The organism is Rubrivivax gelatinosus (genome assembly GCF_004340905.1).
GTDB lineage: Bacteria > Pseudomonadota > Gammaproteobacteria > Burkholderiales > Burkholderiaceae_C > Rubrivivax > Rubrivivax gelatinosus.
On sequence record NZ_SLXD01000004.1, the window covers coordinates 162,575 to 182,777 of the forward strand.

18 protein-coding genes and 2 pseudogenes are annotated in these 20,203 nt (G+C 70.0%); 13 read left to right on the forward strand and 7 right to left on the reverse strand.

Annotated features, from left to right (window positions below):
• Nucleotides 1-116: 116 nt before the first annotated feature.
• Nucleotides 117-358, forward strand: a pseudogene (locus EV684_RS24320) (transposase); the annotation flags it as partial.
• A gap of 45 nt (nt 359-403) precedes the next feature.
• Here EV684_RS24320 and EV684_RS24730 read toward each other — a convergent pair.
• From EV684_RS24730 to EV684_RS08060, 4 genes and pseudogenes are all read right to left on the reverse strand, one after another.
• Nucleotides 404-604, reverse strand: a pseudogene (locus EV684_RS24730) (hypothetical protein); the annotation flags it as partial.
• Nucleotides 605-680: 76 nt separating this feature from the next.
• Complete coding sequence (locus tag EV684_RS08050; RefSeq protein WP_132645972.1) at nt 681-1,157, reverse strand: hypothetical protein; 477 nt, start codon at nt 1,155-1,157, stop codon at nt 681-683.
• A 128-nt stretch (nt 1,158-1,285) separates the two neighbouring features.
• Nucleotides 1,286-2,017 carry a helix-turn-helix transcriptional regulator gene (locus tag EV684_RS08055; protein ID WP_165908428.1) on the reverse strand — a complete coding sequence of 244 codons (732 nt, stop codon included), beginning with the start codon at nt 2,015-2,017 and terminating at the stop codon, nt 1,286-1,288.
• Between the two features lie 16 nt (nt 2,018-2,033).
• Complete coding sequence (locus tag EV684_RS08060) at nt 2,034-2,426, reverse strand: hypothetical protein (RefSeq protein ID WP_132645976.1); 393 nt, start codon at nt 2,424-2,426, stop codon at nt 2,034-2,036.
• A 252-nt stretch (nt 2,427-2,678) separates the two neighbouring features.
• On the opposite strand from EV684_RS08060, the gene EV684_RS08065 reads away from it, so the two are divergent.
• From EV684_RS08065 to EV684_RS08095, 7 genes are all read left to right on the forward strand, one after another.
• Entirely contained in the window at nt 2,679-3,317 is a 639-nt protein-coding gene (locus EV684_RS08065) for a response regulator (RefSeq protein ID WP_132645978.1), read from the forward strand.
• Nucleotides 3,318-3,359: 42 nt separating this feature from the next.
• Entirely contained in the window at nt 3,360-4,217 is an 858-nt protein-coding gene (locus EV684_RS08070) for a CPBP family intramembrane glutamic endopeptidase (RefSeq protein WP_132645980.1), read from the forward strand.
• A 5-nt stretch (nt 4,218-4,222) separates the two neighbouring features.
• Nucleotides 4,223-6,337, forward strand: coding sequence for a TonB-dependent receptor plug domain-containing protein (locus tag EV684_RS08075; RefSeq protein WP_132645982.1), 2,115 nt, complete (start codon nt 4,223-4,225; stop codon nt 6,335-6,337).
• Nucleotides 6,338-6,347: 10 nt separating this feature from the next.
• Nucleotides 6,348-7,229, forward strand: coding sequence for a type 1 periplasmic-binding domain-containing protein (locus EV684_RS08080; RefSeq protein ID WP_132645984.1), 882 nt, complete (start codon nt 6,348-6,350; stop codon nt 7,227-7,229).
• Nucleotides 7,226-8,686 carry a sensor histidine kinase gene (locus EV684_RS08085; protein ID WP_132645986.1) on the forward strand — a complete coding sequence of 487 codons (1,461 nt, stop codon included), beginning with the start codon at nt 7,226-7,228 and terminating at the stop codon, nt 8,684-8,686. Before EV684_RS08080 ends, EV684_RS08085 begins: the two co-directional genes overlap by 4 nt.
• A gap of 144 nt (nt 8,687-8,830) precedes the next feature.
• Entirely contained in the window at nt 8,831-9,142 is a 312-nt protein-coding gene (locus tag EV684_RS08090; RefSeq protein ID WP_132645988.1) for a hypothetical protein, read from the forward strand.
• A gap of 98 nt (nt 9,143-9,240) precedes the next feature.
• Nucleotides 9,241-10,650, forward strand: coding sequence for a hypothetical protein (locus EV684_RS08095; RefSeq protein WP_132645990.1), 1,410 nt, complete (start codon nt 9,241-9,243; stop codon nt 10,648-10,650).
• 185 nt (nt 10,651-10,835) lie between these two features.
• Here EV684_RS08095 and EV684_RS08100 read toward each other — a convergent pair whose 3' ends face one another.
• The gene (locus EV684_RS08100) at nt 10,836-11,060 is read right to left on the reverse strand and encodes a helix-turn-helix transcriptional regulator (protein WP_132645992.1); all 225 of its coding nucleotides are present in this window, start codon (nt 11,058-11,060) and stop codon (nt 10,836-10,838) included.
• 102 nt (nt 11,061-11,162) lie between these two features.
• The gene (locus tag EV684_RS08105; RefSeq protein WP_132645994.1) at nt 11,163-12,347 is read right to left on the reverse strand and encodes a tyrosine-type recombinase/integrase; all 1,185 of its coding nucleotides are present in this window, start codon (nt 12,345-12,347) and stop codon (nt 11,163-11,165) included.
• Nucleotides 12,348-12,767: 420 nt separating this feature from the next.
• Here EV684_RS08105 and EV684_RS08115 point away from each other — a divergent pair, with 420 nt between their 5' ends.
• Nucleotides 12,768-13,061, forward strand: a complete 294-nt coding sequence (locus tag EV684_RS08115) for a DUF1840 family protein (protein ID WP_132645998.1) — start codon at nt 12,768-12,770, stop codon at nt 13,059-13,061.
• A 77-nt stretch (nt 13,062-13,138) separates the two neighbouring features.
• Here EV684_RS08115 and EV684_RS08120 read toward each other — a convergent pair whose 3' ends face one another.
• Nucleotides 13,139-14,584 carry a hybrid sensor histidine kinase/response regulator gene (locus EV684_RS08120; protein ID WP_165908429.1) on the reverse strand — a complete coding sequence of 482 codons (1,446 nt, stop codon included), beginning with the start codon at nt 14,582-14,584 and terminating at the stop codon, nt 13,139-13,141.
• A 186-nt stretch (nt 14,585-14,770) separates the two neighbouring features.
• On the opposite strand from EV684_RS08120, the gene EV684_RS08125 reads away from it, so the two are divergent.
• The 4 genes from EV684_RS08125 (at nt 14,771) to EV684_RS08140 (ending at nt 20,092) form a co-directional block, all read left to right on the forward strand.
• Nucleotides 14,771-17,314 carry a chemotaxis protein CheB gene (locus tag EV684_RS08125; RefSeq protein WP_132646002.1) on the forward strand — a complete coding sequence of 848 codons (2,544 nt, stop codon included), beginning with the start codon at nt 14,771-14,773 and terminating at the stop codon, nt 17,312-17,314.
• A gap of 36 nt (nt 17,315-17,350) precedes the next feature.
• A complete protein-coding gene (locus EV684_RS08130; protein ID WP_132646004.1) occupies nt 17,351-17,977 on the forward strand; it encodes a hypothetical protein in 627 nt (208 codons plus the stop codon).
• Between the two features lie 310 nt (nt 17,978-18,287).
• Entirely contained in the window at nt 18,288-19,241 is a 954-nt protein-coding gene (locus EV684_RS08135) for a transglutaminase-like domain-containing protein (protein WP_132646006.1), read from the forward strand.
• Between the two features lie 131 nt (nt 19,242-19,372).
• Nucleotides 19,373-20,092, forward strand: coding sequence for a Crp/Fnr family transcriptional regulator (locus EV684_RS08140; protein ID WP_200222340.1), 720 nt, complete (start codon nt 19,373-19,375; stop codon nt 20,090-20,092).
• Nucleotides 20,093-20,203: the final 111 nt, after the last annotated feature.

A 20,203-nucleotide genomic window follows, 5' to 3' on the forward strand; every position in this document is an offset into this window, starting at 1 on the left:
TCGACGCCCGCCTTGTGCGGGCGTCTTCATGAGGGACTGAGGCTCAATCTGACCTGCGCTCTTCAGCCGTACCAAGGAGAAGGAAGTGAAGTCCGCTCATCAGGAGAATGACGGACATGAGGAAGAGCAGGTTCAGCGATGAACAGAGCATCGGGTTTCTCAAGCAGGCCGAGGCCGGATGGCGATGGCGGAGATCTGCCGTCGAGACGGGGTCAGCGACGCGACGTTTTACAAGTGGCGCTCGAAGTTCGGGGGCACAGAGCCGTCGTACGCCAAGCGGCTGCGTGAGCTGGAGCAGGAGAACGCGAAGCTCAAGAAGCTGGTGGCCGAGGCGCACCTTGACATGCACGCGCCTAAGGAAGGTCTGCACAACAGGCCGCGCAGCTGGATTGGCGCGACATCGTTAGCGACGGCGATGGGCAGGAGCGCATTGCGGACACGAGCCGGCGTTGTGGGGTGAGGAAACGAAGCAAATGAAGCCCAGCTGGGGGCGTTTGGTGCCCACCGGACGCACCCGTCCCCGCACCGCCATGAGATGCCTTCGCGCCATCCACAGATTCGCCAGCGCGAACAGCGTCTGGATCTGCGCCGTGTTCTTGGCCAGCGCAAGGCCACGTGCCAGGTCGGCCCTCGCGCCTCGGGCCTCTTGTGCACGCCCTGGTAGCCGGCGTCGCCGAAGGCTACTGCTGGACTTCGCCGAGCTCATCGCCTCGCCGCAGTTCCCCGAGCGGGCGCGCCATCCGGACTTCCCTCGCGCTTTCACGCGCTCCTGGCAGCTGCCTCTGCCGGCGCCGGTCGTCTTGCTGCTGTCGATGCGCGCAGGCTCGCAGCGGGCCATGCTCGACGGCTAATACGCCGCGCTGCCGGGCCTGAAGCATCGCCGCCGGCACCTGGAGGCCGTCTCCGGCCGGAGCCGGCAGGCGCTCATCGTCGACGTCGCCGCCGCGCTGGCCGCGCATCCCCCGCGCAACCCGCAGCGCCGCTGCCCGCGCAGCTACGCCAGCCTCCTCGTGCCGCGTCTGCTGCCGGCCGTCCTGCTGCTCGTCGGCGACGTCCTCGGCCTCGTTTGCCAGGGCCTGCGCCAGCTCGCGGCCAACACCCAGCGCTTGTGTCCGGGGCGATCCCGTCCACGTCCGCCGAACCGCGTCAAACCCCATGCGCGTTACGCCTACAAAGGGTGAGCGGGCTTAAGTTCGGTGGATTGGCTGCTGGCTCCCGGCATCGATCACGGCCGCGCCGTACACTTGAGGTGGGTGTTCAATCGAATTTTGCAGGACCGACTTGACTAGATCAGCCCATGCACCTTCGCAATCCGCCAAGCCTCTCGTCGGCTAGCGACCCGCAGCTTTGCGATGATGCGCTGGAACCTGCAGTCGACTGTCTTCGCCTCCGTGTTCAGCGCAATCGCGATGGCCTTGCTGCCGTGCCCCTGCTCCTCGTGTCGCAGCAGATCGATCTCGGCCTCCGTGAGGCGGCTTTCGGCGAGCAGGTCGCGACGCATCTGGACGTGCAGCCACTCGTGAAGCTCCATCGCGAGCGATCTGCCCACGACCTTCATCCTGAACGCCAGTAGCGGATCCTGTTCGAGACGGCCTACGACACCGGAGGCCAGGTAAAGCACGCCGATCCGGTCCTCGCCGACCGATGAGATGGCCGGGATGACCCAGGTCGAGCGCAGCCCAGCGGCGTGAGCGGCGGCGACGGTGTCTTGTTGATCGACGCTATCGGCAGGGATGGCGCTGCCGAGTACCGGGTCCGTTCCCCTGCGGGCGTGCAGCAGCCATGGATCGTGTTCGAAGCGCTGGCGGAACAGGTAATCGGATGCCCAGGCCGGATCGCAGGCGGCGATCAGCCGCTGCGCGCGCCGCGACGCCGACACCCGCACCGAACCGATGAAGCAGGCTGCGTCCGCGCTGAGCTGACTGGCGACCTGGGACAGCAACTGCACGACATCGGCTTCGTCAGTCGATTCGTGCAGCCTCGCCACGGTGTCCCAGACCGTCGGGACGGGCGCCACCACGTCAGCGGCTGGATCAGCCGCGCTCGCCGAATACCTCATGGCCGAACCTGCACAGTTGAGCCAGCATCAGCGGTTCTCCGAACCGCGCGGGATCGGCGCCGCACCAGGACTCGAAAGCGCTAGCGCTGTCGAACAAGACGGACAAAGTCACTGTGGAGCCGCCGGGCAACTGCTGGCTGCGTTCCACGTAGAGCTGAGATGGCCACCGACGGGCGAGCAGCTGGATCGCTCCGTCGCTGCTGGCGAGCCGCAACGTCGTCTGTTCGCCGACCGGATGCACGCCGGGCGGCCGGAGTCCTCGTGCGGCGACACGGGTTGGCCGCTGGCTGGTTTTGGTCCCTCGGCCCGGTGCTCGCCGGGTGCGGCGTGCAGCCGCGGTCCGGGTGAAGGTGTGGGCATCCAGCATGGGCGGCTCCTCGGTCGGCACACACGGTTGGAAACGTTCCGAGCTTGCGGAACGTCATGCTGGGTTCCATGATAGGAGGTGCATAGCTTCCGTCAATAGGAAGCTAAAGCTTCTCTGTATCGGAAATCAACAGAGGGATCGTCGTGACCTCATTCACATCGGGTGGTCGCCGGTACATGATCCGCACCCAGGACCGCGCCTGCTCGGCGGGAGTGCTGGTAGAACAAGATCAACGCCGATCCTGGAGGGCACATGGCCCCTGTGCGAGTGCTGCTCGCGGACGATCATCCGGTCATCATCGAAGGCCTGCGGGCAGCCTTGGTGCGCCACGACGTAGAAGTCGTGGGGCAGGTGGAGTGCGCGCAGCAGGTTGTTTCCGCGTATCTGGAAGCGAAACCCGACGTTCTGGTGCTGGACGTTCGTTTCGGCCCCGGGCCGACGGGTCTGGACGTGGCCCGCAGCCTGCGGGAGCGCGCGCCGGCAGCGCGCATCGTCTTCTACAGCCAGTTCGATCAGGACGAGGTGATCCGCGAGGCCTACCGGCTCGGGGCCGCCGCGTTCATCACCAAGAACACGCTGCCGGCAGAGCTGGCGTCCGCGATCCACGCGGCGGCGAACGGCAAGACCTACTTCCTGCCGGCCATCGCCGAGCGGCTGGCCCTGCTGGGCTTGCGCGGGGAGGAGTCACCCCGGGCGAGGCTGGAGGCGCGCGAGCTGGACATCTTCGTGCAACTGGCCACCGGCGCGACCAACAACGAGATCGCCGAGCGCATGGGGCTGTCGACCAAGACGATCAGCACGATCGCCCAGGCGGTCAAGGAGAAGCTCGGGGTGCACCGTCCGGCCGAGATCACCCGGCTGGCGATGCGGTACGGGCTGATCGAGCCCTGAACCGGCGCCGGCACGAAGCCGGCACGTCTCGGGGCTGACGCCATGGCGGTGGCATTCCTACTGCTGGCCACCGCGATCCTGGCGATCTGGCTGCCGTGGTCGCCGGATCGGCACCGCGTGCCGGCCCCGTGGGTTGTGCTCGCGGGGGCGGCGGTCCTTGCGGCGACGCTCTCGGGCTTGATCGAGGCGGCGGGGCTTCTCGCCATCGCTGCCTTGTGGGCCCTTTGCGCCGGGGCGGTGCACTTGCGGCAGCGCGGGGCTCGCTACGCGGCGGCTTTGGGCGCGCTGACCTTGGCGCTGGCGTTCACCGTGCACGCCGTCCCCGGAGTGCACGCCTGGGTGGTGGCGGACCAGATCCGGCTCTCGCCGGATTCGGCGCCGATGACGCTGCGGCTCAACTTCGACAAGGGCGTCGCCGGGCTGCTGTTGCTCGCACTCTGGTGCCGCCATCGTCCGGCCGGTTACCTCGCTCGTTCGCTCCTGCTGGGACTGGGCGTGGGGTTGGCTACCGCCGTTCCGGTCGTGGGCGGCGTCTGGGCCTCCGGCTTCATCGGGTTCGCCACCAAGTTGCCTGCCGTCGCCCCGGCGTGGATGTTCGCGAACGTCTTCCTCACCTGTGTCATGGAGGAGGCGTTGTTCCGCGGGCTCCTGCAAGAGCGTCTGGCGCTGGCACTCGGCCCGCGTCCGTCGGCACGTTGGCTGCCGATCGCGATAGCCAGCCTCCTCTTTGGCTTGGCGCACGCCGGCGGCGGGCCGGCGCTGGTGCTGGCTGCGGGCCTCGCCGGGGTGGGCTACGGGCTCGCGTATCGCCATGGCGGCATCGAGGCCGCCATCGTCGCGCACTTCACGCTCAACGCCGTGCACTTCTTCGGCTTCACCTACCCCTATGCAGCGAGGTGAGCACCATGAGGAACCGCCACTTCTGGATCGTCGTCGCCTCGGTGGTTGCGGGCCACGCCTGGTCGCAGCCGGTCGAGCCGGATCCCGCGGTCGACGGCATGCCGGTGGTCATCACGCCGACGCGGCTGAGGCAGTCATTGGCCGATGTGCCCGCCAGCGTGACAGTGATCACGCAGGAGATGTTCCGGCGCTGGGGCATCACGTCGATCGCCGAGGCGCTGCGGTTCGTTCCGGGCATGGCGGTGACGCGCGGGACCGACCCTGCCTACCGCATCGGTTACCACGGCACGAACGTGCTGTCGCCCCGGCGCATGAACGTCCTGATCGACGGCATCTCGGTCTACCGGCCGGCGTTCTCCGAGGTGATCTGGTCGCAGCTTCCGGTCGTCATCGACGACATCGACCGGATCGAGGTCACCCGGGCGCCCAGTTCGGCGAGCTACGGCCCGAACTCGATGCTGGCCGTCGTCAACATCATCACCCGCCATCCGGCCGATGTCGGCAAGGCCTACGGCGCCCTCAGGCTGGGCACGCAGGAGAGCGAGGCGGTGGCGCGCACGGGGCTCGATCTTGGGCGCACCTCGCTGAGCCTCACGGCGGCACGCAGCCGCGACAACGGCTACGACGAACTCGCACGCGACCCAGCCGGGCACGACGGGCTGACGCTCGACCGCTTGAACCTGCGATCGTCGACGCGGATCTCCGACGCGGCGTCGCTGGACCTTCAAGGGGCGGTGGTCTCCGGCGAGTCCGAAGTCGAATTCGCCGACGACTTCCAGCAGAGCTATCCCGACCGGCAGGTGCGTGACCTCTATCTCGGCGCGCTCGGCCGCTGGCAGTTGTCGCCGCGGCACGAGCTGCAGGTCCAACTGACTCACGCCCGACAGCGCAACCGGCAATCCTGGCGCAGCTGCCCACCCGCCGTGGCGTTGCTGCCCGAGATGTACGCCATGTGGCGCGCCAATCCGGCCTACGCCAACGCCATCCTCGCGGGTCAGCAGCCGGTGGGTGGCAGCCCACAGGACGATCTGCTCGCGCTGGCGGCGCTGCAGGCGATTGCCGCGCTGGGACCTGCGGCGGTTCAACCTGTCTGCGGCACGCTGAACCAGGATGCGGTGCAGAGCCGCACCGACCTGGAGATCCAGGACACCTTCGTCGCCTCCGACGCTCTGCGGGTCGTTGCGGGAGCCGGCATGCGGTGGCAGGGTGGCGACAGCCAGACCTTCCTCGGCGGCTCGGTGACCAGCCGCCTGCACTGGCTGTTTGCCAACGTGGACCTGCGGCCGCGGAACTGGCTCACGCTCAACATCGGCGGCTACTACGAGGACAGCGACCTATCGCCGTCGACCTTCTCCCCGCGTGTCGCGGCGAACTTCAGGTTGTCGCCACGCCAGACCGTGCGTTTCGCGGTGTCGCACGGCACACGCAGCCCCGACATCCAGGAGCAGCGCACCAACTGGAGCTACACGCTGACGGACCTCGATCCACCGCTGGGCGGTGCGACGACGGCGCGCTTCTACCAGAGCCGGGTGGGGCCCGGCTCGCTGACCAGCGAGCAGGTTCGTTCGCGCGAGGTCGGCTATCTGCTGAACGTGCCCGAGGTCGGCCTGATGCTCGACGCCCGGGTCTTCCGCGAGCGGCTCTACGACCTCATCTCCGAGCGGACCAACCTGGCGGGTCTGCCGCCGACGAACGACAACCGCGTCACGCTGCAGGGGGCCGAAGTGCAGCTCTCCTGGCAACTGTCCGAGCGCAGCACCGCGTTCGTGAACTACGCTTACCTGGACAGCCGCGGCGCCAGCCACCCCTTGGAGCGCTCGCAGTACTCGCGACACAGCGGCTCCGTGGGAGTGCGCCGGGAATTCGCCGCTGGCTGGTTTGCTTCCGCCGCCTATGTCGGGGCCTCGGGCAACGGCCTTGCCGAGTCGGCCTACGGGCGTGAAGACCTGACCTTGGGGCGCGAATGGGCGACAGACGGCTGGCGGTGGTCGTTCGCGGCGGGCCTGCGACGACTGGACCGGCCGGTGACGACCTACTCGAACGGCGATCCGAACGGCTTGTTCGGGAGATACGACAGCCGTCTGCAGGGCTACCTCCAGATGTCGGCCCGCATGCGCTGAGCGCGCGTCGATGCTCGATCGGCGCGCCTTCGCTGCGCGGCTGGCCGCTTTGGGTGGCGCCTGTCTGACGCGGGCGCTGGGGGCTTCCGGCCCGGAGATTCGTCTCATGGCCGGGGAGAACGCAGAAGCGCGGGAGCTGCTGCAGCGGATCAAGGGGCGCTTCTCCGGGGCCAGCGATTACGCGCCGGGTGTGTCCCGGATCAGGGCGCCGGGCGTTCTGGTTGCGCTGGGGCCTCAGGCACTGGTGCGTGCCGCGGCCGAAAGGTTCGACGCGCTGCTGGTCTCGCTGCTGGTGTCGCGTCAGGGCTACGAGCGCCTGCAGCCCGAGCTGGCTGCGCGCGGCCTGCGCAGCACGGCCGTCTACGCCGAGGCATCGCCCGCGCAGCAGATGCGCCTGATCGCCGCGATCTTCCGGCGCGAGGTCACGGTGGCGACGCTGGTGTCACCTGCTTCGGCAGGTCTGGTGCCCGAGCTTCAGCGCGCGGCGACCGAGGCGCGGCTTCGGCTGCTGGTCGCCGAGGCGTCGCCGGGCGTGACGATGTCGCGCCTGCTGTCTCGCGTCGAGGATGCCCAGGCGCTGCTGCTGTTCCCGGACGCGACGCTGTTCACGCCCGCCAGCCTGCGCGAGCTGCTGGAGGCCAGCTATCGGCGCCGGCTGCCGGTCATCGGCTTCTCGCCCTCGTTGGTCCGGGCCGGAACGCTGGCGTCTGCCTATGCCGATGCCGACGGGCTGGTGGCCCAGCTCGTTGCCATCGTCGACGCGGCCACGGGCCGGCAGCCGCCGGTGCCGCAGTACCCGCGCTTCTGGCGGGTCGCCGTCAACGACAGCGTCGCGCGCTCGCTGGACATCGTCGTCGACGACGACGTGCGCCGCCTGGGAGATCGGCCATGAAGATCCTGCTCCTGCCGTCGTCCTGGAGCCTCGGTGCACGACTTCTGACCCTGGCGCTGGTGCCAGCGTGCGCGATGGCGCTGGTGGTCTCGGTGGTGCTCTACGTCGTCACGAGCACCGAGGTCAGCGAGGCCCTGGAAGAGCGCGGCCGCTTCCTGTCGGTGACGCTGGCCGAGGCGGTGCAGTACGGCGTCGTCTCGGGGAACACCTCAGCGGTCGAGGCCACGCTGCACGGTGTCGCCGAAGCGGATCCGGTGGTCGCGGCGGCCCGAGTGCTCGACGCGGACCGCCGTCCGGTCGTCGAAGTTCGTTCGCGCGCGGGCCAGGCGGCCGAGTGGCGGTTCGAGGCGCCCATCTCGCTGAAGCCGCTCGACGTGGACCTGTACGACACGGCACCGGGCGCGCGGGGTACGGCCCATTGGCTGGGATGGGTTCAGGTGGACCTGTCGCCACAACCGCTGCTGGCCGGCTCTCGACGTCGCCTGCTGCTGGGCGTCGCCCTCGTGCTGGTGGCGGCGGCCCTGGGGGCTGCGGCCGGGCTGCTGATGGCACGCCGCCTGCGGAGGCCGCTGGAGAACGCCATGGGTGCGCTGCGCTCGATCCGCGATGGCGACTACGCCGTTACCCTGGCACCGCGTGTGTCCGGTGAACTGGGTGAGCTGCAGGACTCGATCGCGACGATGGCCCGCGCCGTGAAGCTCAGCCGCCAGTATCTGGAAGAGCAGGTGAGAGAACGCACCCGGGAACTGCAGCAGGCCGTCGAGCGGCTCACGGCCGCTGACGCCGAGAAGCGCCGCCTGATCGCCCGCGGCAACCGGCTGGTCGAGGAGGAGCGTCGCCGCATCGCAGTGGAGATCCATGACGAACTGAACGCCGCGTTGGTGTCGATTCGCCTCATCGCCTCGTCGTTGGCGGACGACACGCGGGGGCAGGGCATGCACACGGCCGCGGATGCCGCGGAGCGGATCGCCCGCCTCACCGATGACCTGTACGGCAGGGCGCGGGCGATGGTGAAGCAGCTACGACCCGAGGTGCTGGATGCGCTCGGCCTGGCGGGCGCAGTCGAGGAGATGGTCCGGCAGTACGACGAGATCCATCCGCGCTGCGGCTTCCGTCTCAAGGTCGACCGCGACATCGGCCCGCTGTCGTACGACCAGGCCATCGGCGTCTACCGGCTGATCCAGGAGGCGCTCACTAACGTGGTCAAGCATGCCGAGGCGACGCAATGCTCGGTGACGCTTGCGCGGACACAGCAAGGGGCCGGGTTGCGCGTCGTCATCGAGGACAACGGGGTTGGGATGCCGGCGGCTGTCGCTGCGAATTCGGGTCTGGGACTCGTCGGGATGCGAGAGCGTGTCGCCGCGTATTCCGGGGAACTGACGATCGAGCGGGTGCCCGGTGGAGGAACGCGGGTCGAGGCGGTGCTGCCGATAGCCAGCGCGGATGACCACGCGTAGCCGCTCGCAGCTTGGTGACGGCGAGGTGCTTCCTATCGCCCGCGACGCTGGATTTACGTCGGAATCCAGCGCGTCGCCTTGCCGGGTGGTGCCGCAGACTGTTCGTCGGCGGCGCCGACGCGTCGTTCAGAACGGAGCGATGCCATGTGGTTCTTCTTCGTGCGCGGCCCCCGACCCGATCTGCATGTCTGGCCAGGCCGCCGCTGGATCTCGGCCGCCGACGCGCTGGCTTGGCCGATTGCAGCGATGGTGGCAGTCGTCGGAATGGCCGGTGCCGGCGGCCGTTCGTCCGGTCTCATCGTGGCGGCACTCTGCGTGCTGGCGGCCCGGCGTCTCCTGCGGGCCGTCTTGTTCAACCAGCGCTACCGGATGACCACAGTCTGGCTCGCCAAGATCGCCGCCGTTCCGCTCCTGTTGGGAGTTCTGACGAAGCTCACGCAAGGGTTCACGGTGTGAGGTGGGAGCCGGCGTGGTGATCCGCCGGCTCGTGAGTGCGGTAGGCAAAAATGAACCCTTTTCAGCAGCACCGCTGCACTCCGTGTGGCGCCCAACAGATGTACGACGATCAACGACGGCTTGACGACCAGCGACGTCTTGACGAGCAGCGCAGGCAAGACCAGAAGCGTCTTGACGATCAGCGGCGCGAGGCCCAGCGCCGCGACGAAGAGCGCCGTGAGCAGCAGCGCCGTGATGATCAACGCCGAGCAGATGAAAGTCGCGCAGCAGAACGATTGGCCGACGACAGGCGCAAGCAGGACGAGGCGCGCCGCGCCGCAGATGCGGCGGCAGAGAAGCGTCGGCGGGACGAGAAGGCCCACTACGACCAACGCGACCGAGACATCAAAGCCAGCTACGACAAGAAGGACCAGGTTAAACGCGACCACTTCGATCGCCTGGACCAGCAGCGTCAACAAGGCGCAGACGCGGCTGCACGCCAGGAGGCAGCGCAAGCGGTGCGCAGACGAGGGCCTGAGGGCGGATGGCCGTCTGAGCTGACGTCCGGTGTCAGCACCCTGCCCGCCGCCAACAGCGCGAGCGGAGGTAGTGCCCGCCAGTCGCCGATAGCGTCCGCGCTTGCTGGTGCTGGCCGGACTTCCGCAGAGGAAGGAACTCCACCAATTCAACCTCGAGCCCATGTGGGTCCGTTTGGCGCGAGTTCGCCTACCCAGGGAACCTCTAGTACGCGCCATGCAGCGGCAGCACCAGGCAGCTCTGGGGGCGCCACGCCAACCGGCAAGAATCCTCGCACGCGTACACGCATCGCGTATGGATTGATGTGGGTGGGCTTTGCTGTAGGAGTTTGCGTTGTCGGGTACATCGCGTCCGGCGCCCCAACGGAAGCGAGGCTCAGTGCGGTTTCGCAGCCTTCGACACTCGTCGGCGAGGATCAGAGGCGCACCCCGTCGAGCGCCGCGCCCAAGTCAAGCTCCACCGACACGCACATCTCAATGCGCCAGTCGGCCCTTCAACAGGCAGCATTGACTGCGGAGGAACTACGCTCCCGAGGCCCAACGCCCACTGAGATCGAGGCGCTTCCTCGGGCACTGCAGGCAGGCGCACGAACGGCAGCAACGCTGTATACGCTTTTCCCGAAGGGGTCCGAGAAGCCGTTCGACCGCATCGTTGAGATGCTCAATGAAAAGAGGTATATCGACGCCGGCTCGGCGATGACCCGAGACGACACGATGAAGTTGCTGAGGGAGTTGAACGCCCCCGCTTCAACGCAGCGGCTGACGCCCGACCAAGTGGCCGACAGGCTGGCGCAGAACAGAGCGGTGTTTGTCTTCAATCGCGATGGAATTCTGATGCGAATCGTTGCCGCCAATCGAGATGAGGCGGGAGCGGTGGCCACTTTCGACCTCTACGACCCAACAGGCAATACTCCAAGGATCGATGTCGCCAGTGACCGTTCGCAGCAACTGCTTACATCTGGTTTTGTCGTGACTGACGGCGCGCGGAACTGATGCCCGGATTACTGGTCGGTTCGCCTGGGACTTGAACTCGGCGCAGTGCACGCGCCGCGAGTAAATGGGTTGCATGGGCGCCGACCTGTCGGAATTGGTGGGCACCATCGTCACGCGCCTATAGGGGCGGGGACAGATGGTGCGGCTGGACGCTCACGAACGACGCGTGCGGCCGCGCAGCAGCGTCAGCCGTTCACGCTGGGGCGCTCGTTGCTCCAGCGCTCCAGGTCTGCCCGTCGCCAGGCGATGGCGCGCGGGCCCAGGCGGACAGGCTGCGGAAAGCACTGCTCGTCCACCATTCTGTAGATCGTCGTCCGACCGAGTCCGGTGAACCTCACCACCGAAGCCATCCTCATGAAGGCGGGTTCGGTCGCGGCGGCGCTGTTGGGGATCTTGGAGTCTCGGCGCATGGTTTGCTCCTTCGTGGCACGGATGAAGCCACTCTAGGAGGCCGGCGGACGAGGTCGGTTGCTGGATTCCGGCGAAATTCCTGCGTGACAGCCATCTGGCGTTCAGAGCGCCAGGTGGCCCAACGCTGTCTTCGCATGCTCCCGGAGCAGGTGCCCGTAGTTGCGTTCGATCATCAGCAGGCTCGTGCCGGCGAGCTGCGCGACGGTCATCGTGTCGAGCCGGTGCAGCGCGATCAGGTCGGTGATGGCCGAATGGCGCAGCGCGTAGGCGACCGTTCCGGCGGGCAGCTGGGCATCGGCCGCTGCCTGCTTCAACGGCTTCTTCCAGGCGTCCTTGTTCCACGCACTGCCGTCGGCACGCGACACGAGGGGATCGTCCGGCTGCTTGCCCTTTGCCTGCTCCGCGAAGAAGCTCGCGGTGGCCTCGGGGAGGGCGATCTTGCGGTCGCGTCCCGCCTTGTCCTTGCCGATGGTCAACGTTCCGAGGCGAACATCGAAGGCGCCAGCCGTCAGCGCTGCCACGGCACCCGGACGCAGCGGCAGCACGGCAAGCGCGTGCAGAAGCGCCGCCAGGTCCGCGGGCGCCTTGGCGATCAGTGCCTTGCGCTGCGCCGCGTCGAGGTACACGTCACGGCGCCCGTCTGCGTTCCTCGCCGGCCGCAGCGCCACGCGCCAGGCCTGGTCGGTCGCCACGTGTCCGTGCAGCCGCGCCAGGTTCAGCGCCGCGCGCAGGCTGCTCATGTCGCGATTCAGCGCGCTGAGCGACCGGGGCTTCGGTTCCTTGGGCGTTGCCCCCGAAGGGCGGCGAACGGGCGTCTCGGCCAGCCGGGCCCGCCAAGCGGAGAGCGCCCTCGACGAGAGCTTCATGAGGTCGGTCTCGGCCAGCTTCTTGTCCGGATAGATCCAGCGCTTGAATCTCGCCATCGCGTCGTCGGCGGAATCAGGTCGCCGGGTCGCCTTCAGGTGCTTGACGTAGTCGTCGCAGGCATCGGTGACGGTCACGGTCTTCGCGCTGGCGCCGGCGCCGCGGTGCGCAAACCACTTCTCGGCCGCCGCGCAGGCCGCGTCGAACCGGGCCGCCGGCAGCGTGTCGTCGAGGGCACCGAGGCTGTGGACGGCCTGCTTGCCGTGTTCCTCGTCCCGGAAGCGTGCCAGCCAGGCGCCTGCCCCCGTCGCCGAGACCTTGCGGTAGCCCACGTAGCAGCCCTTGCGGACCCGGTGCCAGTACGCGGTGTGTCGCGGCTTCAGACTGTCCCGGCCGCGAACGGTGTCGATCTTGCTGGGCATGGTGGTGTCCAAAAAGTGTCCAAAACCTGATGGCAAATTTTGGTTCCTCTTGGTGCCTCTCACCTATGAAGAAGTGGTCCGGAGATGCCCCAAAAGGGCTGGCAAACCGGCCTTCACACGGCAGGGGTCGCAGGTTCGAACCCTGCACCGCCCACCAAGATTTCCAAGAAAATCAACGACTTGCGCCACCTTCGGGTGGCGTTTTCGTTTGGGGTGTGCCCAAAGTGTCCAGAAGCGGGGCCGCAAAGGTCCGCTCCTTCGCCTCAGGGTGCCCAGGCCCCAGCCCAGCCGCCCAGCCGCAGTACCGCGCAAGCGTCCGATGCCGCATCAGGCCTGCATGCTCATGGCGCCAGGTGTGTTCGCCAGCGTACAGACAGCACCGGCTGAGCTGCCCACGCTGGCGCCCAGGAGGATGCTGCGATGCTGGTTCGTTTCCGCTGCAAGGTCCGGGGTGACGTCGCGATGCTGCCGGCAGACGTTGATCGCCTGCTGGGCGCGATGGGTGTCGCGCCGGCTCCCCAGGGCATCCTGAAGCCCGAAGCCATGGCGGCCGCCCGCCGGAGCATCGAGGCCGCGATCGTGCAGGACGAGGCGGCCCCGGCCGCCGCGCCGGCGGACGACGATGCCGTGTCGCTGCGCCAGCGCGCATGGCCCCTGCTCGAGATGATGAAGGCGGCGCAACAGGAGGGCGAGGCGATCGTCTGGGGTGGCTGATCCTCCTCGCCACCGGCCGCGTCTGTTGGTGCCGGCCGGCGCCGCACGGCGCTGTCCAGCCGGGCCGCGGGCATCCGCTACGCGCTGATCGCGGCCGTCAGTTCGGCCAGGCCTGCAGGCTTGCTCAGGCAGTGATCGAAACCAGCCGCCCGCATCGCCCCGCGGTCGACCTCGCAGGACCCCGACAACGCGATCAGGCGCGGGCACGGCCTCGCCGCGTCGCCTCGGATGCTGCGCGCCACCTCGCGGCCGTCGAGATCGGGCAGCTCGAGGTCCAGGATCACGGTGTCCGGCTGCCAGCGTGCCGACTGCCGCAGCGCGCTGCGGCCGTCGAAGGCGACCGCCACCGCGTGGCCGTCCAGCTGCAGCAGTTGCTGCAGCCCGGCGGCCATGTCGGCGTTGTCCTCGACGACGAGGATGCGTCGCGCCCGCGTCGCCTCCGGCGCCAGCGTGAGCGGGAGCGTCACGTCGAAGCGGCTGCCGGCTCCCGGGCCGTCGCTGTGCGCGACGACGTGGCCGCCGTGCAGTTCGACCAGGCCGCGCACCACCGACAGGCCGATGCCCAGGCCGTCGCGAACGCGTGCCGTCGCGCTGCCGTCCTGGGCGAACAGGTCGAACACCGTGGCCAGGGCCTCGTGGGCGATGCCCACGCCCTCGTCGCACACCGACACCGTGACCTCCTGGGCGTCCTCGGCCGGCTCGACCTTCACGACCACGCGGCCGTCCGCGGCACTGAACTTGGCGGCGTTGTGCAGAAGGTTGTTGAACACCTGCGCCAGGCGCGCCGGGTCGCCACGCACCCAGCATTCCGTCGGCGGCGCAACGAGCTTGAGGGTCAGCTGGCGAGCCTCGACCTCGGCGCGCAGATCCTCGATGGCGTCCTGCAGCAGGCTGTGCAGCCCGACCGTCTGCAGTCTCAGATGCGCCTTGCGGTGGGTCAGGCGGGTGGACTCGCCGAGGTCGTCGACGAGGCGCGCCAGATGCTGCACCTGGCGCTCGATGACCCTGGCCGGCTCCGCCAGGTTCCCCGCCAGGGCTGCGCTGGCCGCACGCAGGCACTGCAGCGGCGTGCGCAGCTCGTGCACGAGGACGGCCAGGAACTCGTCCTTGCGGCGGTCCGCGTCCTGCAGTTCCCGCAGCGCGCGCCGGCATCCGGCGATGTCGCCCGAGATCCCGTGCGACCCCGGCAGGTTGCCGGCAGCCCGGCCGCCCAGGCGCGTGTCTTCGGCGATCCAGCGACTGCTGCCCTGGGCGTCGACGCCCCGGTACTCGATCGTGCAGGGGGCGCCATGGGCCAGGTCGCGCAACGCGGCCCGCAGCAGCGTGCGGTCGTCGGCACGAGCGCGGCCCAGCCAGCGCTGTGGCGGCGCACGGGGCACCTGCCCGCGCAGGACCCAGCGCTGTCGGAACGCAGGGTCCACGAAGAAGAAACGCTCGGCCCGCGGGTCGTAGAGCCAGCAGCCGTCCGGGCGGGTCTCCTGCGGACCCGCCGAGGCGCAGGGATCGAGCCTCGAGGGCCGCATCCGGGTCGCAGTGCAACGTTGCGCTGCGCGGCGAAAGGTTGTCGAACGGGGATGCATGGCAGGCTTTCGTCGCGTGGCAGACGCAGGGGCAGGGAAGACCCGCATCGTCGTCTGCGGCGCGCGCGGCATCTGTGCGCCGCCGCACACTGGGAGATCCGTCCTCCCGGCTGCGCTCATACTGGAACCATGTCCGACGCCCCCCCGCCTTCCCCCAGCGAGCCTGCGCAGACCCTCGAGGTCGTCGGCCTGGGCGCTTCGGCCGGCGGTCTGGAGCCGCTGGAGCAGTTCCTGGCCGCGGTGCCCGCGGACAGCGGCCTGGCCTACCTCGTCGTGCAGCACCTGGACCCGACGCGCGAGACGCTGCTGCACGAGCTGCTGCAGCGCGCCTGCGCGATGCCCGTGCTGCCGGCCTTCGACGCCCAGCGCATCGAGGCCGACACGGTCTACGTCATCCCGCCCGATGCCGAGCTGACCGTGCAGGCCGGCGCGCTGCGCGTCGTCCGGCCGGCCGAGCCGCGCGGCCACCGCTGGCCGATCGACGCGCTGTTGCGCTCGCTGGCGCGGTCCTACGGCGAACGCGCCGTCGGCGTCGTGCTCTCGGGCATGGGCTCCGACGGTGCGCAGGGCCTGCAGGCGATCCAGGCCCAGGGCGGGCTGACGCTGGCGCAGTCGCCGGAGTCGGCCGCTTTCGACGCCATGCCCAAGAGCGCGATCGCCGCCGGCGGCGTGGACATCGTCGCCCTGCCGGCCGAGATGCCCGGGCGCATCGTCGCCGCCGCGGGCCCGGCGACCCCCGGGGCCGGGCCCCTCGCGGACGACGCGGCGCTGCGCCGCATCCTCGCGCTGCTGCGCGAGCACACCCGGCACGACCTGACGCAGTACAAGCCGAACACGCTGATGCGGCGCGTGGCCCGGCGCGTCGCCGTGCACGGCCTGGTCTCGATGTCGGCCTACGCCGAGTTCCTGCGCGCCAACGGCCAGGAGCTGGACCTGCTGTTCAAGGAGCTGCTGATCGGCGTCACCGCCTTCTTCCGCGACCCGGAGGTCTGGCAGGTGCTGCAGCAGCGCGTGCTGCCCGAGCTGATCGCCCGGCAGGCGGCGCTGGGCGGCCCGCTGCGCGCCTGGGTCGCGGGCTGCTCGACGGGCGAGGAGGCCTACACGCTGGCGATGGCCTTCACCGAGGTCGTCGAGGCGCTGCCGCCGGCCTCGCGCTGCGAGTTGCAGGTCTTCGCCACCGACCTCAACGCCGACGCCATCGCCGCGGCGCGTGCCGGCTGCTACCCCGCGGCCGTCGCGCGCGACCTCGGGCCGCAGCGGCTGGCGCGCTTCTTCGCCGAACGCCCCGGCGGCGGCTACCGCGTCGACCAGCGCCTGCGCGACCGCGTGCTGTTCGCCCAGCACGACCTGACGCAGGACCCGCCGTTCACGCGCCTGGACCTCGTGTCCTGCCGCAACCTGCTGATCTACTTCGACGCCGCGCTGCAGAAGCGGCTGATCCCGCTGCTGCACTTCGCCATGCGCCCCGGCGGCGTGCTGCTGCTGGGCAGCTCGGAGACCGTGGGCCGCGTGCCGGCGCTGTTCCGGCCGCTGGAGCCCAAGTCCCGGCTGTACCGCCGCGGCGACAATGGCGCCAGCCCCGGCCCGGTGGTCTTCCCGACCGCGCGGCGGCCGGCGGCCCGAGCCACCCCCTGGGAGACGACCCTGCCGCCAACCGACGCCTCGCCGGCCAACCTCCAGCCGCTGGCCGACCAGCTGCTGCTGCAGACCTTCGCGCCGCCCGCGGTGCTGGTCAACGAGGCCGGCGACATCCTCTACATCAGCGGGCGCACCGGGCGCTATCTGGAGCCGGCCGCGGGCAAGGCCAACTGGAACGTGCACGTGATGGCGCAGCCCTCGCTGCGCACCGAGCTGGGCGTGGCGCTGCGCCAGGCCCTTCAGGCGAAGACCACGCTGGAGCTGCGTGGTCTGCCGCTGGACGAAGAGGCCGCGGCGCTGGTGGACGTCACGGTGCAGCCCGTGCTGCGGCCCAAGGCGCTCGAGGGCCTGGCGATGATCGTCTTTCGCGACGTGCCGGCCGCCGCGCCGCGCCGGCGGCGGCGGGCCAGGCCCTCCGAGACGCCGGACCCGGCGGTGGCCGAGGAGCTGCTGCGCTCGCGCCAGGAGATGCAGTCGCTGCGCCACGCGATGCGCGTGTCGCAGGAGGAGCTGCAGGCGGCCAACGAGGAGCTGCAGTCGACCAACGAGGAACTGCAGGCCGCCAACGAGGAGCTGATGACCTCCAAGGAGGAGGCGCAGTCGATGATCGAGGAGCTGCAGACGATCAACGGCGAGCTGCAGTCCAAGCTCGACGACCTGGCGCTGGCGCAAAGCGACATGCAGAACCTGCTCAACAGCACCGACATCGCCACGCTGTTCCTGGACAACGACGGCAACGTGCGCCGCTACACCGAGCAGATCGCGCGTGTCATCCACCTGCGCGAGAGCGACATCGGCCGCCCCTTGAGCGAGCTGGCCAGCACGCTGCTGTACCCGGAGCTGCACGCGGACGTGAAGGAGACGCTGCGCACGCTGGCCTTCAGCGAGAAGCAGATCGCCACCCGCGACGGCCGCTGGTTCACCGTGCGCATCATGCCGTACCGCACCCTGAGCAACGTGATTCAGGGGGTGGTGATCACCTTTGTGGACATCACCATTGCCAAGGAACTCGAGGCCCGCTTGCGTCAGGCGTAGAGTGGGTGGCACCGCCACGTGTCGCCCGAGGTGAGAATGCCCGACCTGAACGAACGCCCCCCCAGCGCGGCGGACATCCTGCGGCTGGCCGAGTTGCGCCGACGGGCGGCCGTTCGCCTGCGGGGCGGTGCCGGCGGTCAGGGTGCCTACGGCGGCGCGGCCGAGGCGCTGGACGTGCTGCATTCGATGGCCTCGTCACCGGGTACGGCGGAACAGGCATTGGCGCTGCTGCATGAGTTGCAGGTCTACCAGGTGGAGCTCGAGCTGCAGGCGCAGGAGCTGCGCGACGCGCGCACCGAACTGGAGGAGGCGCTGAGCCGGCAGGCCGATCGCCATGACCACCTGCCGGCGGGCTGCCTGGTGCTCGACGCCGGGTTGCTCGTGAGCGACCTGAACCTGACCGCGGCGCGCCTGCTCGGCGCCGCCCCCGGCGAGGCCCTGGCCCTTGCGCCCGAGGTCTGGCTCGATGGCGAGTCCGCGCGCAGCCTGAGGGCGGCGGCCGCGCGCGTCGACGCCGGCGTGCGGCGGGCGGCCTGCCCGCTGGTGCTGCGCTCCCGCAGCGCAGACGCGCTTGCCGTCATCGGCCAGCTCGCGGCCGATCCGCAGTCGTCAGGCTACCTGCTCGTTCTGACCGACGACCGCGACGAAGCCCGGCCCGCCTGAGCGGGCGCCGCGGCGCTGTGTGCGCCAGCGCACCGACGCGGCGGGGCACGGCCCCCAGGCTTGCGGGTGCAGGTCCGGAAGGCCGCGGCGGTCGCGGTGGTCGCGAGCCTCTGGAGATCGACATGGTTGCCCCCCGCCCCGCCAAGAGCGACGTCCGTGCCGGCACACAGCCCGCGGGGTCGCCGTCGCATTCGCCGTCGCATTCGCGCCCGGCCCAGGCGCTTCCCGTGCAGCCACCGCCGATGGCCCTGCCGCCCGCGGGCCCGGTCCTGCGCCGCTTCAGGCGCGGCCGCTGGACGCTCACGCCGGCGTGATCCGCATCGATCTGGCCGTCGAGCTCTGCTACGAGGTGGAGGGCGCCGGCGGCGCCGACTTCGTCTTCAACATCCAGGCGGCGCAGACGCCGTGCCAGGTCGTCGACCACGAGCGCCTGCGGCTGAGCCAGGCGATCACGCCTGCGCAGGCCACCGATCCGGCCACCGCGTCGCGTTTCGTGCGTCTGCACGCGGGTCCGGGCGAGTTGCGTGTGAACTACGAGGCCGTGGTCGAGATCCGCCACCACCTCGCCGAGCCCGACGCCCTGCAGGAAGTGCCGGTGCGCGACCTGCCGCTGGAGGTGATGCCCTACCTGTATCCCAGCCGCTACTGCCAGTCCGACCGCCTGCTCGCGCTCGCGGCGCACGAGTTCGGCGGCCTGGTGCCCGGCTACAGCCGTGTGCTCGCCGTGCAGCACTGGGTGCAGAAGCAGGTGCGCTTCGTCGCCAACTCGAGCGACTCGACGACCTCGGCGGTCGACACCCTGATCGAACGCGTCGGCGTGTGCCGCGACTTCGCCCACCTGATGATCGCGCTGTGCCGCGCGCTGAACATGCCCGCGCGCGTGGTGTCGGGCACCGACTTCGGCGCCGACCCCGCGCTCGGGCCGCATGACTTCCACGCCTACGCCGAGGTCTACCTCGGCGACCGCTGGTACCTGTTCGATCCGTCGGGCACCGGCGTGCCGATGGGATTCGTGCGGCTGGGCACCGGCCGCGATGCGGCCGATGTGGCGTTCGCGACGCTGTTTGGCCGCGTGCGGGCGAGCGCGCCGCGGATCGTCGCCCAGGCCCGGACGGACGAAGGTGCGCAGGCGCCCCGCCACTGCCGGGAGGCGCTCTCGAGCACCGGCCCGACGCCGGTGGCCGCCGACGGCCGCATCGCCTTCGGCACGAGCGTCCGCGGGCTGGCCGACGAGGCGACGCCGCGTCGCTGCCTGCCGCGGTGAGCCCGTTCGCCGTGGCGGGCCGCGCGCAGACCGCCTTGCACCTGAGCACGGCGACGGTCTGCGGCGGTGGCGTCCTCAGCTGTACGGCTGGCGACGTTCGGGGTACCGTCGGCCCGCCGCTCAACACCCTCATGCCCTTTCCCCACGATCCCCGCACCAACCGCCTGCTGGCTTCCCTGCCGGATGCCGAATGGCAGCGCTGGCGGCCGCTTCTGGAGAGCGTGGACCTGCCGTTGGGCAAGGTGCTTCACGAGCCGGGAGTGGCGTCGGCCTACGTGTACTTCCCCACCTCGGCCATCGTGTCGATGCTGTACGTGCTGGCCGACGGGGCCTCGGCCGAGATCGCCGTCATCGGCCGCGAGGGCCTGGTCGGCGTCACGCTCTTCATGGGCGGCGGCAGCACGCCGAGCCGGACGGTGGTCCAGAGCGCCGGGCAGGGCTTTCGCCTGCCGGCGCCGGCGATGCTGGAGGAGTTCCAGCGGGCCGGCCCCGTCATGCACCTGCTGCTGCGATACACGCAGGCCCTGATCACGCAGATGGCGCAGACCGCGGTCTGCAACCGCCACCACTCGCTGGACCAGCAGCTGTGCCGCTGGCTGCTGCTCAGCCGCGACCGCCTGCCGAGCGACGAGCTGGTGATGACGCAGGAGCTGATCGGCAACATGCTCGGCGTCCGGCGCGAAGGTGTGACCGAGGCGGCGGGCCGGCTGCAGGCGGCCGGCCTGATCCGCTACGCGCGCGGCCGCATCACGCTGCTCGACCGGGCCGGTCTCGAGGCCCGCACCTGCGAGTGCTACCGCGTGGTGAAGTGCGAGTACGACCGCCTGCTGCCCGACGTGCCCGCCACCTGAAGGGCGGTGGCGCGCCACGCACTTCGATCCGAGGCCTGCGCAGCATCAGGCCCGGTGCCGCGCCGCTCTGTGCGCCAGGCCGCGCCCCCGGCCGCCGCCGGGCGCGGCGTC

Bases quoted from the DNA above. Each gene is read 5' to 3' on its own strand.
- EV684_RS08050 (WP_132645972.1), bottom strand. From the start codon at position 1,157: ATGGGGTTTGACGCGGTTCGGCGGACGTGGACGGGATCGCCCCGGACA.
- EV684_RS08060 (WP_132645976.1), bottom strand. From the start codon at position 2,426: ATGCTGGATGCCCACACCTTCACCCGGACCGCGGCTGCACGCCGCACC.
- EV684_RS08065 (WP_132645978.1), top strand. From the start codon at position 2,679: ATGGCCCCTGTGCGAGTGCTGCTCGCGGACGATCATCCGGTCATCATC.
- EV684_RS08070 (WP_132645980.1), top strand. From the start codon at position 3,360: ATGGCGGTGGCATTCCTACTGCTGGCCACCGCGATCCTGGCGATCTGG.
- EV684_RS08075 (WP_132645982.1), top strand. From the start codon at position 4,223: ATGAGGAACCGCCACTTCTGGATCGTCGTCGCCTCGGTGGTTGCGGGC.
- EV684_RS08080 (WP_132645984.1), top strand. From the start codon at position 6,348: ATGCTCGATCGGCGCGCCTTCGCTGCGCGGCTGGCCGCTTTGGGTGGC.
- EV684_RS08085 (WP_132645986.1), top strand. From the start codon at position 7,226: ATGAAGATCCTGCTCCTGCCGTCGTCCTGGAGCCTCGGTGCACGACTT.
- EV684_RS08090 (WP_132645988.1), top strand. From the start codon at position 8,831: ATGTGGTTCTTCTTCGTGCGCGGCCCCCGACCCGATCTGCATGTCTGG.
- EV684_RS08095 (WP_132645990.1), top strand. From the start codon at position 9,241: ATGTACGACGATCAACGACGGCTTGACGACCAGCGACGTCTTGACGAG.
- EV684_RS08100 (WP_132645992.1), bottom strand. From the start codon at position 11,060: ATGCGCCGAGACTCCAAGATCCCCAACAGCGCCGCCGCGACCGAACCC.
- EV684_RS08105 (WP_132645994.1), bottom strand. From the start codon at position 12,347: ATGCCCAGCAAGATCGACACCGTTCGCGGCCGGGACAGTCTGAAGCCG.
- EV684_RS08115 (WP_132645998.1), top strand. From the start codon at position 12,768: ATGCTGGTTCGTTTCCGCTGCAAGGTCCGGGGTGACGTCGCGATGCTG.
- EV684_RS08120 (WP_165908429.1), bottom strand. From the start codon at position 14,584: ATGCGGCCCTCGAGGCTCGATCCCTGCGCCTCGGCGGGTCCGCAGGAG.
- EV684_RS08125 (WP_132646002.1), top strand. From the start codon at position 14,771: ATGTCCGACGCCCCCCCGCCTTCCCCCAGCGAGCCTGCGCAGACCCTC.
- EV684_RS08130 (WP_132646004.1), top strand. From the start codon at position 17,351: ATGCCCGACCTGAACGAACGCCCCCCCAGCGCGGCGGACATCCTGCGG.
- EV684_RS08140 (WP_200222340.1), top strand. From the start codon at position 19,373: ATGCCCTTTCCCCACGATCCCCGCACCAACCGCCTGCTGGCTTCCCTG.